This window comes from Leptospira vanthielii serovar Holland str. Waz Holland = ATCC 700522 (assembly GCF_000332455.1).
Lineage (GTDB): Bacteria > Spirochaetota > Leptospiria > Leptospirales > Leptospiraceae > Leptospira_A > Leptospira_A vanthielii.
The window spans coordinates 103,226-118,269 of the sequence record NZ_AOGY02000027.1 but is presented as its reverse complement, the minus strand read 5'-3'; the positions used below and the strand labels follow the sequence as shown (position 1 = coordinate 118,269).

The following is a 15,044-nucleotide window of genomic DNA, read 5'->3' as shown; positions in this document are numbered from 1 at the left end:
TTCCTTCTCCCCCCGAAAAGTACTTGTACATTTCAAGAGAATCGTGGCATTATGTCTCAAATCACGACGAGGCCCGTACTATGCCTGAACCACTGCAAAAAATCATCGATAATCTCAAAGAGTTATTCAACAAACTCGATAAAACCAAAAAAATGATTTTGGGTGGTGTGCTCGCCGTAGTCGTAGTGGCAGTCATCATCCTCTCCAACGTCTCGTCCCAAAGAAACCGGGTTGTTCTTTTTAAAGATTTGGATTCCAAAGATTTCTCTGAGGTTACAAAAAAACTGGATGCACTTGGTTATTCTTACGGCTCGAGTGAAACAAGTCTCATCACAGTGGATCCTGACCAAAGACAAGAAATTGTCACAAAACTTGCGCAAGAGAATTTGATTCCTGCAGGTGTGACTGGTTGGGAACTTTTTGATATTGAAAAGTTTACAGAAACCCAATTCGACAAAGACATTAAAAAGTATAGAGCTCTCAAAGGTGCGATTGAAAAATCACTCAATACCTTACGCCCGATAGAAAGATCCGATGTCAACATTGCTATCCCCGAAGGAGACCTTTTTGAATCCAACTCCTATCCGGTAAAAGCAAGTGTCATCCTCCACTTCAAACCTGGTGTGGAAGGAATGAGTAAAAAAGAAATCAAAGGGATTGTGAATTTAGTCGCACGTGCTGTTCCCAAATTAAAACCGGAAAATGTAAGTGTGGCCGATCCTGATGGAAAAATCATTTCTGATTTTGAAGAAGATTTAGAAAAAGAAAGATTAGAACTTCGCATCGTTCAAGAAAAACTAAGAATCGAAGAAGAAGAACGTGTCAAACGACTCATCGATATTCGTAATACCCTTCGTTGGTATTTGGGTGGAGAAGATCGTGTGGACATCACTCGTTTTGAATATTCTTTCAATTGGGACCAAGAGTCATTAACTGAAAACGAAGTATTACCTGTAGTTGCCGAAGAAGACAATCCTGATACACCATATAACGAAAGAAAGTTGGTGGATGGTTATTCACTAAAAGTATCCTCTAAAGAGACAAAAGAATCTTTTAAAGGACGAGGGTTTACACCCGATGGGCCAGCAGGTACAGAACCAAACCTTCCGCCTGGTTATAAAGACACCGACTACCAAAAAGCAGAATACTCTAAAGACGAAAACATCAATAACTATGAGTTCAACAAACGAGTCAAAGACATCAAACGCCAACCATGGAAGATTGAAAAAATTGGTCTCTCTGTTGTCGTTGATGGAGTTTGGGAACGAACAGAACGAGAAGATGGACTCGGGTATGATAGAAAATACATTCCGGTTGCAGAAAATGATTTAAAACTCGTTCGTAAAAACTTAGAAGCGGCGATTGGTTACACAAGATCACGCGGCGACCAAATCAGTGTCATCACCATTCCGAAAGATAGAACAGAACAATTCCGTGCGGAAGATGAAGAGTTTCAAAAACAACGAGCCATTCGAAATATGGTCATTGCTTCCCTCGTAATTTTAATCTTACTCATCCTTGCCATCCTTGTGTATCGTGCGATCAAAAAAGAAATCGCAAGAAGAAGAAGACTCAGAGAAGAAGAACTTGCTGCACAACAACAAATGATGCGGGAAGCGGCACTTCGTGTGATGGACGAAGGGGGGGCAGAAGTCGAACTCTCCCTCGACGAAAAACTCAGACGCGAGTTACTCGAAAACGCAATCAACTTGGCAAAAGAAAAACCAGAAGATGTGGCCCAGTTACTCCGCACTTGGCTTGCTGAGGAAGAACAGACTTAAGAACTTAAGTTTCGTTCTTCCAGCGAATATTGGCACCATTAGTAATCCGGGAATACACTTCCCGGAAGTATTGGTTCGGTGCTTTCCCGTCGGGGTCTTGCGAATAACGGGGCCTTAGACGATTCACAAAATACATATCCAAATCTCCTTTATTTTTACCGTGGATTTTCCCTCTATACTCTGTGATAAAAAAATACTTCACAAGTTCATAGGTTTCTTTGGAGACATTGATTTTTCCTGTTTCCCCACCGGATTCCATCCGAGAAGCCGTATTGACAGTATCTCCCCAAATGTCATAGGCAAACTTAAATCGTCCGACAACTCCCGCAACGACAGGCCCTGTATGAAGCCCAAGCCTCAGTTCCCAAAAGGGTAAACCCAGTGTGGTTTTGATTTCCTTCAGTTGGTTCATAAAACTTTGGATCTCGAGAGCCGCCAAACAAGCGTCAATGGCACTCGTTTTTGTTTCCACAGGAACACCACCGGCACACATATAACTGTCTCCGATGGTTTTTAGTTTTTCTAAATTGTTCCTGAGTATGATTTCATCAAACTGAGTAAAACAGGCATCAAGTTCCTCAATCAGACTTTGTTCGTCCATACCTTCAGCCACTTTAGTAAACCCTTTGAAGTCAGTGAACAAAACAGTGACATTTTCGATTCGCGAAGGAGTAACACTACCCTTTTGTTTTAATTCTTGGGCTACTTTATAAGGTAAGATGTTGAGAAGTAATTTTTCAGATTCTTCTCGTGCCTCTTCTGCTTTATCCTGTGCAATGAGAGCTTTTTCTCTTTCTTCATCTGCTTTTTGTTTCTCTAAATCTAACAGAAAATAACTGATGTCGAGTTCTTCTGCTAATGGACGAGACATGATGTACACCACAAGGTAGTTAAATAAAACCAGAGGTAACACAATCATCGTTAGGTGAAATGCCGATTCCCCTACTCCGTACTGCTCCCGAATCAGTGGGAAATACAAAATAGCTGCAATGGCCATGGTAATGAGTCCTAAGTTTGCTAATCTTTGGCTCAGTTGGATGGTTCTTCCTTCTAAAGACAAAGCCCCATGACGAAGCACCGCATAACCGAGTAAAAACGCCGGAATGAATTGAAAATCCGCTAACGGATAAATGGGAATTCCATGGCTAGGAAGTAATGCTGCTAAAAGTAAAAGTGCGGACAACAAAAAAGAACCTATGATCCATTTGGAAGCAAAGTTGATATAACCTTTGTTTCTTATAAATGTGATCAGCACTAAAATCAGTGCAATGGCACCGTTTGTTCCCACGAGTAATTCAGCAGGACCCCCATGGTGGACTCTGGACCAAGGATAATCAAAATAACCAACAAACAAATAGGGGGATGGGGCAAGTATAGCAGCTGTCACACAAAGGAAGTCAATTCCTTGGATCCAGAAAGGTGACTTCTGTCCAATGGCTTCAAATACCAAACGCACCATAATACTCGGTGCAAAGGCAAAAGCCACAAAGGTCATCTGCGAAATTCGAAGTTGAACTACATAGGATATGTTTAACTTTAAAGGAACGGATTGGATGACATAAAAACCCGTGAGAATGAGTGCAAAGGCACAAAGTTGATTGATCCTTGCGGATGGATTGGCACCTGCCACTATGATGGAAAGAAACACGGCACCAAACACGGATACTACGGGCGGAATTCCCCAAGGATACCATTTTGCCGATTCATAAGCATCGGGTGACAATCCGAAAGAAACTCCGAAAGAAATAAATATCAAAACAAAAGACAAAAGCGCAAATAGGAAATAAAACATCCCATTCTTTTGAAACAGAAGTTCGTTCACATCAAAAAAATCAGATCGGAATACTCCATAAGCCACAAGTAACATAGGAATGAATAAAAAGAAACCCCCTGGATACACCTTGAATCCAAGAATACTTGGGGCATTCATCGTTGTGAGTAAAAAAAGTAAGTTTACCCCATGAAACAATGTTAGATGGTAATGTTTGCGGATGTATTGGTAGTGTTTGATAAACGAAGGTAAAATCAGAAAAAAATAACCCAGCGGGGCCAAAATTCCCCAAGGCCTTACAAAGGAACTTCCTCTTGGATACTTTCCAAAAGTGAATTCAAATACGGTAGTTTCAAATCCCTTACCGATAAGTATTCCAAAATACAATACAAAACTGGCTAACCAACAAAGATAAGAATAATACAATAATAGTTTACTCTGTTTTCCCGTCATATAGTAAGCCAAATAAAATGCTGTTGGAGCCAAAGGAGCGACGAGGAAGTATAGTAGATTATTCCAAAAAACTAATGTTTCAACATCTTGAATCCAAGCTCTTGTGGTTAATACAAGTCCGATGGATCCAAAACTAATGAAGGAAACAGCTAGGTTCAAATGAAAGATTCGGTTCTCATCTTTTGATATCCGAAATTTTTGAAAGGCAAAATAACTAAGGAATACACCCACAAAAAAAGTTAGGATTCCTGGGGCACCGTAAGGAATCTGATACCAGAAATATTCCCAATCCGAAATGATCCCTTCTGGTTTTACGAAATAAATAAGAGGGTATGACTCCATCTTCTTAAAGATCGGCTTTCGGGAAAAGAGAAAGTAGCAAATTCTTCTATTTGACTCACTTCCTATTTAGTTGTGCTATGTCGGATATGGTTGATCTAAACTTTCCAAAAAAGAACGCAACTGAATGGTTGGCTGCTGGTAAATTTTTCGAATATAAGAAGTTTCAAATTTTCTTTATCCAAGAAGGAAGAGGACAGAATTTAATTTTGCTTCATGGGTTCCCCACATCCTCTTGGGACTATTCCAAAATCTTCAATGGACTTTCTCGTTACTTCAATACAATCGCTATTGATTTTTTAGGATTTGGATATTCTTCCAAACCAAAAAAACACAAATACACACTGATAGAACAAACGGATATCATAGAAAACTTTATCGAGAAAAATGCGCTCCGCAGAGTGAAGTTTGTTTTTCATGATTATGCTGTGAGTGTGGGACAAGAAATTTTAGCTAGGCATTTGGAAAGAGCTGATCGCAAATACGAAATTGATGGTGCTGTTTTTTTGAACGGGGGACTCTTCCCACATTTACACAGACCCACTTTCAAACAGAAACTACTCGCAACACCAATATTAGGTGCTTTTCTTTCCCGTTTTTATAATGAGAAAAAATTTGGAGAGGCATTCAGCCAAGTTTTTGGAAAAAACACAAAACCGACTGACAAAGAAATTTCTGTTCTTTGGAAATTGATTACGTATCCAAACAAAGTTTTAATTCCACACAAATTACTCAAATACATCGCAGAAAGAAGAATCCACGGGGAACGTTGGAAAAATGCTCTCCTCCAAACAGAAGTGCCACTCCTCTTTATCAATGGCGGAGAAGATCCTGTAAGTGGAAGCCACTTAGCGGATGAAATAGATAAACTTCCAATCAAAAACAAAAAGTTAATCCGCTGGGATTCGATCGGCCATTACCCGCAATGGGAGAATCCAGAGGAAAGTTTTAAAGAAATCTACGAATTTTTGAAATAAAATCGATCGCATTCTTTTGTATTTATAAAACTTAAGATGTATCAAAAGCTATATAGACGTTTATTAAATGCGATGATGTTTAGGACCTATCGGAAGGGACGGCTCCGGGAACTTCCATCCCGGTTCCATCATCGGTTGGATCTGCTTCTGGATTTTGTTCTTTGACTTTATAACGAATCTCAATTTTTTCAGGACTGATTTGTAAAATCTCAATTCCCTTGAGATCCTTGTTTTTAATGATTCGAACTTTAGCAACTTGCGGCTGTAATTCGGGGATAATTTTGTTTTTAATGGGATCAAAGATATAGTTACAAGGAACTTGGGCCGTAATTCCTGTTAAAATTTGCGCCGAACGAATCGGTTTTAGAGAAAAATAACGAATCGCAACTTGTTCTTCAGAAAGTTCGGCATCTAACTTTCCATCAAGTCCCGAACAAACAATAGGGATTCCTGCGGCCGTTTGTTCTCCTGTTTTGTAAGAAAGAGGAATGATGTTTACATTCACCGTAACATCCCTGGAACCAAGGACATTTACTCCCTTTGGTAGATCAGGAATGCGAACCGTTTTTGCAAAAGGTTCCCTTTTATCTGTTAGAGAAATTTCTGGAAGTAGAACCTTGGTGAATTTTTCCAAGTCTTGTGGTTTCCCACTTAAGGTCACCTTGGGAGGACTCACAATCTGCGTCAGCTTTTCAAAGTTAGCTGGAGGAGCCCCTTCAAATGTAACTTCCAAGGGAACTACTTTCAATCCACGAGATTCAATTTCAACCGGAACAGTTTTTTTAAGTTTGGTGACTTTTACACCGCTGGGAACACCCACAATTTTTTTAATTGGTACTTCAGTAACACCGAGTTGAACATCTTCTGGATCAATTACCGCTTTCATAAACTGGGAGTAGTAATTCACAACATCTTTCAAACCTTCCACACGAACCGGAATCGTTTTTTCAGGATTTTTAGAATAACTTAAATTACCAGATAACTTTGGATAGTCGACGGGGACGTTAATTGTTTTAATTAATACTTTGGAATTCTGAAGATTTACATAAAAAATACTGGCGATGATTAAAGAAACTAGTTTTGCTTTCCAATTCCGAACTAGTTTTCCGAATAACTTCAGAATCATATACTGACTCCAGTATCTTTCTCTTTCGATTTACGGAAAGATTCATCTTTTGATCTGCGGTTTCCCGTCATAAGCCCGCTAACCAGAGCTTTGAGTTCAAGTGGTTTGACTGGATGCAACATTTCCCCTTCATAACAAATGGTAATGTCACCTGTCTCTTCTGATGTAACGATAATAATGGCATCTGTTTCTTCGGAGAGTCCGAGTGCAGAACGATGCCTTGCACCGAGTGTGGCAATTTCCACAGAACTACTCATAGGCAAGTAAGAAGCGGCACAAACAATTCTATTTTGTTCAATGATGACTGCTCCATCATGAAGAGGGGAATTTTTAAAGAAGATTGTTTGTAATACTTCGGATGTGACTTGCGCATCCATAGGAACTGCATTTTCTGAAATATCTTTCAAACTAATGTCTTTGACGAGAACAATGATGGATCCGGTTTTTTCCTGGGACATGATCCGAACGGCTTCGACTATGGGATCTAAGTCAAATGTGGGTTTCAGAAAGAACAATCTGAGTAGTCGAATGCGAGCCAAATCCCCAGTCAAACGACGTAACTCTGGTTGCAACAGCACAATGATGGCAAACACAAGGGCTGGCCTGATATTCGTGAGAATCCATTCCAAAAGTTCAAAACCCAAATATTCGGCAAAACTTCCAGAAATCCAAATGATCCCCACACCCAGTAAAAGTTGGATTCCCCTTGTCCGCCTAAGTGTGGTATAGGTTTTATAAATGAGAAATGCGACGATTAATACATCCAAAGATATGGAGATATAATTTTTACTCCATGGAATGATGTATAATCCTCGAAAAAAATCCAATTTAGATTCCTAACACATCGAACATATTATAGAGTCCTTTGGATTTGCCATGTAAAAACTCGGCTGCTTTTACCGCACCAGTAGCAAATGTTTTGCGATCCTGAGCTTTGTGAGTGATTTCAATTCGTTCTTCGGAACTTAAAAAATAAACTGTATGTTCCCCAACAACTTCGCCGGCTCGCATCGTATGCATGGCAATTTCTTTTTGGTCACGTTCCGGATACATTCCATGACGACCATAAATGACATTTTCTTCGGAACGTTTGGTGGCATTCAAAAGAATTTCCTTTAGATACATGGCTGTTCCCGAAGGAGCATCTTTTTTATGGCGGTGGTGAATGTCCAAAACCTCTACATCGAAGTCTTCGTCTAACACCTTCGCTGCGATTTCCGTTAGTTTGAATAATAAATTTACACCCACAGACATATTGGGTGAAAACACGATCGGTATAGAAGTGGCGGCCGATTGGATGAGTGCCTTATCAGAATCGGTAAGTCCCGTAGTTCCAATTACCAAAGGTTTTTTATTGGTAAGGGCTACATTCAAAATGGATTCAAATCCAGTATGTGTGCTGAAATCAATCAGCACATCAGAAGTTTCGCATGCTTTTTGTAAGTCGGTGGAAAGTAAAATCCCTGTTTCTTTGATTCCCGCATGATTGCCAGAATCAAAACCTGCATAGATGGCTCCTTCTCTTACAACAGCCGCACTTAATTCCGATCTTTTTGACAAAGAAAGAACCTGGATGATGGCTTTCCCCATCCTTCCTCCAGCACCAATCACACCAACTTTGATTTTAGACAATGCCTTCCTCTTTTAATTGGAATACAGTTTTTTTGAAAGCATCTGCAGGTGAACCTTCAGACAAAGCCGTCATTGGTAGACGAAGTTCATTTTCACAATACCCAAACCAACTCATAGCAGCTTTGATAGGAATGGGATTGGTTTCAATAAAGGCACTGATAAACACAGGAAGGAGTTTATAATAAATCTTTTTGGAAGCTTCCAAGTCTCCTCGTAAATACAAGGACACCATATCCACACAAGCTCGTGGAAAAAGATTGGATACTACAGACACAACACCTTTTCCACCAATCGATAAAACGGGGAGTGTTAGGTTGTCGTCCCCTGACAACAAATCAAAGTCAGGTGGTGTTGCAGCAATCACCTTAGCCATTTGTCCCAAATCACCAGTCGCTTCTTTGATGGCAGCAATTTTGGGGTGGGCCGCAAGCCGTGCGACGGTTTCTGGCAACAAATTGACATTGGTTCTTCCAGGGATGTTGTACAACATCACCGGTTTGGAAGATACATTGGCAATCTCAGTAAAATGACGATACATCCCTTCTTGTGTTGGTTTGTTGTAATAGGGATTCACAGTAAGAATTCCATCCACTCCATCGGCACAAGCGGACTCTGTAAGCTCAATGGCTTCTTTGGTAGAGTTGGATCCCGTGCCAGCAATGACCTGGATCTTTCCTGCCACAACTTGAACTGTCTTTTGGATGAGTTCTTTATGTTCTTCGTAAGAAAGGGTGGGAGATTCCCCCGTTGTCCCACAAGGAACCACTCCCGCCACGCCGGAACGGATTTGGTTTTCTAGGATTTTAAAATAACTATCATAATCGATTTTCCCCTGGCGGAAGGGGGTGATGACCGCAGTATAAACGCCCTGAAACATAAATTAAACATCGAAGAGGGACTGAATTTTGCAATAAAAAACTGCCAAAAGACCCCGTACCGATAAACTTTGCGAAAATGGTCTCTTTTTTCCCGCCAATACTCGCCATTCTTGCCGTTCTAAGCCTTATTTTGCATACATTCTATGTCTATTCCCGCTTTGGCGTCAAAGATGTGCCAAACGAACGAAGCCTTCATGACGTGGTCACCAAAAAGTCCGGGGGGATGTTTTTCATTCCTTTGTTCCTTCTCTCTGTCATTGCTTTCCTTTTCTGCCCTCAATTAGGAAAATCACTTCCCCTGTCCCAAGATTCTGCACAAAGAATGGACGTTTATCTTTTGTTAGCTGGCGTTCTTATTTTTTGTATTTTAGGCTTCGTTGATGATTTGTATCACCTCAGTCCAAAACTTCGATTGTTTTTAGAACTGTCAGTTGTGGCTGTATTTTTAGTTTGGATGAACCCTGAGATCACCTATTTTGGTCTGATTTCTCTTCCGAAACCGATTTATATTTTTGTCCTGACAGTTTTTCTTGTATTTGCAGTCAACCTAGTGAACTTTATGGATGGAATGGATTGGTATTTAGTTACTACCCTTTTTATTTCTTTTTTTTCTTTGGCCATTGCCTCTCCCCATTTCTATGTTACCGATCATTTTGGTTATAGTTTGTATGTGATTTTGTTCGTTTCCATGTTTGGATTTATATTTTATAATTTTCCAAAAGCAAAATTATTTATGGGAGACAGTGGATCCTTAGCTTTAGGTTTTTTAGTCATGGCATTACCTTTGTTTGTTGGGAAAGAGAAAGGCCCAGATTCAGAAATTTGGGATATCACTTCCTATTTTTATTTGTTCCCTTATTTTTGGTTAGATGGAGTTTTTACGTTGATCAAACGATTCTTCCAAAAAAAACATTTGTTCTCGGCCCACAGAGAACACCTCTTCCAACGAATCACAGAAACCAAATTAGGAAAAATCGGAACTTTAGTTATTTTTTCCCTCTTAAACCTCACAATCGTTTGTATCCATTTTGTATTAAAGTTCAACAACCTTTCTAACCTCTTCACCCTTGTCGTAATATTCCTATTTTCTGTATTGAGTTATGGACTCCTATGGGCTTTTGTACCTAGAAAAAACCTTGCCTAAAGTCTTCGCACTCCCATCCTTTCCTTTATGCCTCTATCGAAAAAAGAAATTCTATTCTGCCTTCTCAATGGTTTTCTCATCGGGATTGCCAACCTCATCCCCGGTGTTTCCGGTGGAACCTTTGCGCTCATTCTAGGCCTTTACGACAGGTTGATCACTGCTATCACATCCCTAAACTTAGAGACCATCAAAGTATCCCTGTCTTTAGTGTTTGGTTTTTGGAAAGAAGATGTAAGAAATCGTTTTGCAGAGGAAATGAAACGAATTGATTTTTGGTTCCTTGTATTTCTTGGAATTGGTCTTTTGTTATCTGTAGTTTCTGGAGCAAAACTCATTCAGTTTTTACTCCAAAACTATCCGCAAGCAACCCTTGCTCTGTTTATCGGACTCATCTTCCCTTCTTTAGCTGTTCCCTACAAACTCATCGAAAAACATAGTATCTTTGTTTGGTTATTTTTAATTCCAGGAATCCTACTCACAATTGTTCCCAGTTTCTTTATGGGAGATACAACGGGTTCTGAAAATCCACTCATTGCTTTTTTTACTGGTGCCGTTGCCATATCTGCAATGATTTTACCGGGGATCTCTGGTTCTTACATTATGCTTGTGCTCGGTGAATACCAAATCGTGATTGGAAAACTTTCCACCATCCTCGAACCAAGTTCCATTGTATTCCTTGGAGCTTTTGGAATCGGATGTTTACTGGGACTTCTTATTTTTACTCATTTTGTAAAATGGTTATTTTTGAAATATAAATCACATACAATGACTTTTTTACTGGGCCTTATCTTAGGATCGTTCTTTATTTTATGGCCATTCAAAGATTATGCCAATGGTCAGACGATTGTCGGAAGATCTGGAGAAGTAAAACGAGACATTCAAATTGCAACTGCAAAGAATGTTTTGCCTAAAGATTTTGCAGATGCGCAAGTTCCACTGGCAGCTCTTGTTTTAGGACTAATTCTTGGGTTTGGTCTCAACCGATTGGAATCGTTACAAGAGAAAAAGTAAAATCTCCAAACGTTATGAAGCGAGTGAAAACCGGGGAGACTCCCCGGTTTGTCCAAAAGTTTAGACGAAGAATACGAAAGTGATTAGTATAAACACAGGAACTAAAATTCCCATAGAGTATGCTAAGTATCCACCAAAGGACGGCATTTTTACTTTGTTTTCTTCGGCAACCGATTTCACCATAAAGTTAGGAGCGTTACCGATATAGGTATTCGCACCCATAAAAACCGCACCCACGGAAATGGCTTTTAGAATTTCTTCCGCTTGTACATTCCCAATGAATTGACCTAGAGTGAGAGGGCTTGCCGCACCCACTGGTGTGAGGAGTCCAGAAGCTAACGAACCAAAGGTGAGGTAAGTTGGCGCATTGTCAAGAACCGACGAAAAAGCTCCCGTTGCCCAGAAGAATTGCCAGTTTTGAGTGATTCCGAGTTCCTTACCATGTGCTTCCAGTAACACTAGAGCAGGAATCATCGTAATGAAAATCCCAATGAAGAGGTATGCTACTTCTTGGATGGGATGAAGTGTGAAGTTATTGAACTTACGATCTGCCTCTTTGGATGTAAATTTAGATAGTCCAATGAGAACAAGTAGAACTGCCTCACGGATAAATCCAAGAGTCGGAGTATTGTTGATTTCTGGGATATAGTTACTGTTCAAAAAAGCAACCGCTAAAATCACACCAAGTAACCAGATGAAGTTCACTTGCCCACCGATAGAGAAGGGAGTCGCAAGTTTATCGTCTCTTTTGAGGTCCTTTTTTGTTTCTTTTTTGTAAGCGAGAGTGTCCCAAACAAAATAAACAGTAAGTAGAATCGCAACTGCAACTAACATCTCAGGTAAAAGTTTGAAGGTCCAAGTGAAAGGCACTCCTTTTAAATATCCCAAAAATAGTGGAGGATCCCCGAGCGGTGTTAAAGAACCACCAATGTTCGAAACAAGAAAGATAAAAAACACAACTGTATGAACTACATGTTTTCTTTCGCTATTTGTTTTTAACAAAGGACGAATAAGTAACATCGATGCCCCTGTGGTTCCAATAAAGGAAGCAAGGCCCGCACCTATTAACAAATACAATGTGTTATTGAGTGGAGTTGCATGGATGTCCCCCTTGATCACAATTCCACCGGAAATATAAAATAAAGATCCAAGTAAAATGATAAAGGGAACGTAATCGAAAAAAACTGTGTGAACAATATTATGGCTGTAACCATAAATTAGAAGTACCACAAAAGAAATGGCTCCGAGTCCAACAGCAAGGATCAATTTGTTATTATTGTCTTCCCACCAATGAGAAGTTTTGTGAGAAGCAACCGGTAAGATTGCGATGGAAAGTAAAATGGCAACAAAAGGTAAAACCGTCCAATATGGTAATTCCTCGTGTACTGATTCGCCATGAGACGAATGTCCTGTTTCTTCCTGAGTGGTTGTTTGCGTTGGAACCGGAGTTGGGTCTTCCGCAAATAAACCGGCTGTTGTCACAGACAAACAAACCAGGAATACTATCGTTGTGAGAAGCTTCTTCAACATGCTCACCATCCTATTTTTTTAGGACAGCTTACCTGAAATCGAAACCACTTGGAACTAAAAAAAGCGAGATTCTCCAATTTTTAAAGGAACAAATTGTGCTTCTGAGATTCCCGCTTGTTTTAACTCTTCTTTAGTGCGGGGCACAGGAGAATCCAAGGGTTCATCCGAAAGAACAAAGGTCATATAGTGCATAGGAACCAAATACTTGGCTTTCAGATCCATAAAAGCCTTCACTGTTTCTTTGGGATCGATGTGTACGGGCGCCATCATCCAGCGGGGTTCCGTTGCTCCAACTGGTAAAATTGCAACGTCAACAGGCCCAAATCGTTCTGCGATTTCGCGAAAATGGGTATAAAAGCCGGTGTCTCCCCCGAAGTAGACTTTTTCCTTTTCTCCCGAAATCAAGTAACTTCCCCAGAGAGTTTCATCCCTGTCGAGTAACCCACGCCCACTAAAGTGTTGGGTTGGAGTGAAAGTGATAGATAATTCTTTCGTTTTTGTTTCTTCCCACCAATCCATTTCCTTTACATTTTTCAAACCTTCAGCTAACAATAGTTTATTGTTCCCAATTCCAGTGAATACAAGGGGATGGAACTTTTCTTCTAATTGTCTGAGAGTGGGTAAATCGGTGTGGTCGTAATGATTGTGTGATAAAATCACAATATCGATTCGAGGTAAGTCTTCAATTTTGATTCCAGGGGGAGTGTAACGTTTGGGACCAATAAAACTTACAGGCGAACACCTTTCGCTCCAAATGGGATCTGTCAGTATATTCACTCCATCGATTTGAATGAGAGTTGTGGCATGTCCCACCCAAGTGACAGAAAGTTTTGATTTGTTAGTCTGCAATTGTTTGCCATCATTTGGCATGATAGGAAAAGGAGGATAATCTTTTGGATCCAAACTATAGGGAAGTTGGAAACGTAGGAATTGCCAAGAGATGACATCCCAAAAACCTTTGGTTTCAAAGTTGGGGTTTGGGTTTTTAAATCCGTTTGCTGTATGGTGGGATTTACGAACACTTGCATCTGCAAAACAGGACAAAACAAAAAAGAGAATTAAGGGGACAAAAGATAGGAACTTCACGAGGATTAGACGAAAACAAACTTCCTCTATTGGGAATTTTCGATTGCGTTTTTTTGAGACTAGAACAATTGTTTTGTTACCATGTTTAGGCATAAAGAAACAAAAGATTTGATGATTGCCTATGCAAAATGGAGAGAAACGGTGGACCGGACAGAAGGAAGTGAAACTGTCTTTGGGGCCAATGCGGAAGTTTCTGAAATTGCTCGTGACCTCCGAGAAGACGCCGAATTCGCACTAAGAATTTTAATCCAAGATTTGAAAAAACAAAATCCTTTTGCCATCAAAGAATGGGTAGAAATGACAAAAGTGTATTTAAACACAATCGAAAGTTCTGTTCCCGAGGAACAAATCCAACAGCGAAAACAAATTGCAAGGGACTGGAAATTTTCTCGTTCCCCCTTAGGAATTTCGGTTCGTTACCCTCACCCTTCCCAATATTGGGGAAGCGGGATAGGCGTTTTAGGTCCTGATTTAGACTGGTAAGATTCCTTTACTTTCAGAATCCTACTACCTATGGATTCAATCTTTTTTACTCTTTCCAAGTTCGGAACCGTTCTACTCTACCCACTACCTGTTTTTTTCCTTTTGTCCTTCTTACTCATCCTAAAAACAAAATCGGGACACGGAAAATTTCGACTTTTTCAAATCATTTTGTTTTTATATCTGGCATCTAACGCTTATGTTGCGAACTTCCTACTTCAATCTCTCGAAAAAGATTACCCACCAATAGCCATTTCCAATGTCCCTAAAGCAGACGTAGCGATTGTGTTAGGTGGAATGATCCAAACCATATCCCTACATCCAGGAAGACCTGAACTCACAGACTCCGCTGACCGATTGACTGATGCCATCAGACTTTATAAGACCGGGAAGGTAAAAAAAATCCTTTTTACCGGTGGATCAGGGCTTCTCTTTGCTGATACCTACAAGGAAGCTGACTTAGCAAAAGAATTATTTTTAGGGCTTGGGGTTCCTGAAAAAGATTTAATTTGGGAAAACAAATCACGAAATACTTATGAAAATGCTGTTGAAACTAAGAAGTTACTGGTCGAAAAAAAATTAGAGTCCGCAATTCTTATTACTTCTGCCTTTCATATAAAACGTGCGGCTGGATGTTTCGAAAAACAAAACATCCAGTTTGTTTCCTTTCCCACAGACTACCGTGCCACCAATCTGCAAGCGGGAGCCTTTGAACTTTACATTCCCTCCGCAGGATTTTTGGACCAAACCACTCTCGCCATCAAAGAATGGGTGGGATATTTTGTGTATCGTGCCAAATCCTATTTATAACGCTCCCAATTCTGCCGTTTTTTTAA

The 15,044-nt window shown here is 40.1% G+C and carries 13 protein-coding genes; 6 read left to right on the top strand and 7 right to left on the bottom strand.

All coding sequences use genetic code 11. From position 1 onward, the window contains the following. The first annotated feature begins 80 nt into the window (after window positions 1-80). Window positions 81-1,781 (top strand): flagellar basal-body MS-ring/collar protein FliF, encoded by a 1,701-nt coding sequence (fliF, locus tag LEP1GSC199_RS06040; protein ID WP_002978992.1) that lies wholly within the window; start codon window positions 81-83, stop codon window positions 1,779-1,781. A 4-nt stretch (window positions 1,782-1,785) separates the two neighbouring features. On the opposite strand, the gene LEP1GSC199_RS06035 is transcribed toward fliF, so the two are convergent. Next, window positions 1,786-4,347, bottom strand: coding sequence for an adenylate/guanylate cyclase domain-containing protein (locus tag LEP1GSC199_RS06035; protein WP_002978853.1), 2,562 nt, complete (start codon window positions 4,345-4,347; stop codon window positions 1,786-1,788). Window positions 4,348-4,424: 77 nt separating this feature from the next. On the opposite strand from LEP1GSC199_RS06035, the gene LEP1GSC199_RS06030 reads away from it, so the two are divergent. After that, a complete protein-coding gene (locus LEP1GSC199_RS06030) occupies window positions 4,425-5,321 on the top strand; it encodes an alpha/beta fold hydrolase (protein WP_002978962.1) in 897 nt (298 codons plus the stop codon). Between the two features lie 79 nt (window positions 5,322-5,400). Here the strand turns inward: LEP1GSC199_RS06030 and LEP1GSC199_RS06025 are convergent, their stop codons facing one another. Genes LEP1GSC199_RS06025 through dapA form a run of 4 tightly spaced genes read right to left on the bottom strand, consistent with a single transcriptional unit; the run spans window position 5,401 to window position 8,956 of the window. Beyond that, window positions 5,401-6,447, bottom strand: coding sequence for a CdaR family protein (locus tag LEP1GSC199_RS06025; RefSeq protein WP_002978976.1), 1,047 nt, complete (start codon window positions 6,445-6,447; stop codon window positions 5,401-5,403). Next, the gene (gene cdaA, locus LEP1GSC199_RS06020; RefSeq protein ID WP_002978803.1) at window positions 6,444-7,274 is read right to left on the bottom strand and encodes a diadenylate cyclase CdaA; all 831 of its coding nucleotides are present in this window, start codon (window positions 7,272-7,274) and stop codon (window positions 6,444-6,446) included. Before cdaA ends, LEP1GSC199_RS06025 begins: the two co-directional genes overlap by 4 nt. A 1-nt stretch (window position 7,275) precedes the next feature. Next, window positions 7,276-8,079 carry a 4-hydroxy-tetrahydrodipicolinate reductase gene (dapB, locus tag LEP1GSC199_RS06015; RefSeq protein WP_002978916.1) on the bottom strand — a complete coding sequence of 268 codons (804 nt, stop codon included), beginning with the start codon at window positions 8,077-8,079 and terminating at the stop codon, window positions 7,276-7,278. Beyond that, entirely contained in the window at window positions 8,072-8,956 is an 885-nt protein-coding gene (dapA, locus tag LEP1GSC199_RS06010; RefSeq protein WP_002979003.1) for a 4-hydroxy-tetrahydrodipicolinate synthase, read from the bottom strand. The genes dapB and dapA overlap by 8 nt, the downstream gene beginning before the upstream one ends. A 77-nt stretch (window positions 8,957-9,033) precedes the next feature. On the opposite strand from dapA, the gene LEP1GSC199_RS06005 reads away from it, so the two are divergent. Together LEP1GSC199_RS06005 and LEP1GSC199_RS06000 are read left to right on the top strand one after the other, a co-directional pair. After that, window positions 9,034-10,101: an MraY family glycosyltransferase gene (locus tag LEP1GSC199_RS06005; RefSeq protein ID WP_039926202.1), complete on the top strand. Its 1,068-nt coding sequence runs from the start codon at window positions 9,034-9,036 to the stop codon at window positions 10,099-10,101. Between the two features lie 27 nt (window positions 10,102-10,128). Next, window positions 10,129-11,112: a DUF368 domain-containing protein gene (locus LEP1GSC199_RS06000; protein WP_002978872.1), complete on the top strand. Its 984-nt coding sequence runs from the start codon at window positions 10,129-10,131 to the stop codon at window positions 11,110-11,112. Between the two features lie 60 nt (window positions 11,113-11,172). Here LEP1GSC199_RS06000 and LEP1GSC199_RS05995 read toward each other — a convergent pair whose 3' ends face one another. Next, a complete protein-coding gene (locus tag LEP1GSC199_RS05995; RefSeq protein WP_198288761.1) occupies window positions 11,173-12,639 on the bottom strand; it encodes a sodium:proton antiporter in 1,467 nt (488 codons plus the stop codon). Between the two features lie 57 nt (window positions 12,640-12,696). Beyond that, the gene (locus LEP1GSC199_RS05990; RefSeq protein ID WP_039926201.1) at window positions 12,697-13,728 is read right to left on the bottom strand and encodes an MBL fold metallo-hydrolase; all 1,032 of its coding nucleotides are present in this window, start codon (window positions 13,726-13,728) and stop codon (window positions 12,697-12,699) included. Window positions 13,729-13,809: 81 nt separating this feature from the next. On the opposite strand from LEP1GSC199_RS05990, the gene LEP1GSC199_RS05985 reads away from it, so the two are divergent. Together LEP1GSC199_RS05985 and LEP1GSC199_RS05980 are read left to right on the top strand one after the other, a co-directional pair. Continuing rightward, on the top strand, window positions 13,810-14,211 hold the full coding sequence (locus LEP1GSC199_RS05985; protein WP_002978825.1) for a hypothetical protein: 402 nt from the start codon (window positions 13,810-13,812) through the stop codon (window positions 14,209-14,211). Window positions 14,212-14,241: 30 nt separating this feature from the next. After that, window positions 14,242-15,018 (top strand): YdcF family protein, encoded by a 777-nt coding sequence (locus LEP1GSC199_RS05980; RefSeq protein WP_002978939.1) that lies wholly within the window; start codon window positions 14,242-14,244, stop codon window positions 15,016-15,018. Window positions 15,019-15,044 lie beyond the last annotated feature (26 nt).

Bases quoted from the DNA above. Each gene is read 5' to 3' on its own strand.
- fliF (WP_002978992.1), top strand. From the start codon at position 81: ATGCCTGAACCACTGCAAAAAATCATCGATAATCTCAAAGAGTTATTC.
- LEP1GSC199_RS06000 (WP_002978872.1), top strand. From the start codon at position 10,129: ATGCCTCTATCGAAAAAAGAAATTCTATTCTGCCTTCTCAATGGTTTT.
- LEP1GSC199_RS06035 (WP_002978853.1), bottom strand. From the start codon at position 4,347: ATGGAGTCATACCCTCTTATTTATTTCGTAAAACCAGAAGGGATCATT.
- LEP1GSC199_RS06030 (WP_002978962.1), top strand. From the start codon at position 4,425: ATGTCGGATATGGTTGATCTAAACTTTCCAAAAAAGAACGCAACTGAA.
- LEP1GSC199_RS05980 (WP_002978939.1), top strand. From the start codon at position 14,242: ATGGATTCAATCTTTTTTACTCTTTCCAAGTTCGGAACCGTTCTACTC.
- dapA (WP_002979003.1), bottom strand. From the start codon at position 8,956: ATGTTTCAGGGCGTTTATACTGCGGTCATCACCCCCTTCCGCCAGGGG.
- LEP1GSC199_RS05985 (WP_002978825.1), top strand. From the start codon at position 13,810: ATGTTTAGGCATAAAGAAACAAAAGATTTGATGATTGCCTATGCAAAA.
- LEP1GSC199_RS06025 (WP_002978976.1), bottom strand. From the start codon at position 6,447: ATGATTCTGAAGTTATTCGGAAAACTAGTTCGGAATTGGAAAGCAAAA.
- LEP1GSC199_RS06005 (WP_039926202.1), top strand. From the start codon at position 9,034: ATGGTCTCTTTTTTCCCGCCAATACTCGCCATTCTTGCCGTTCTAAGC.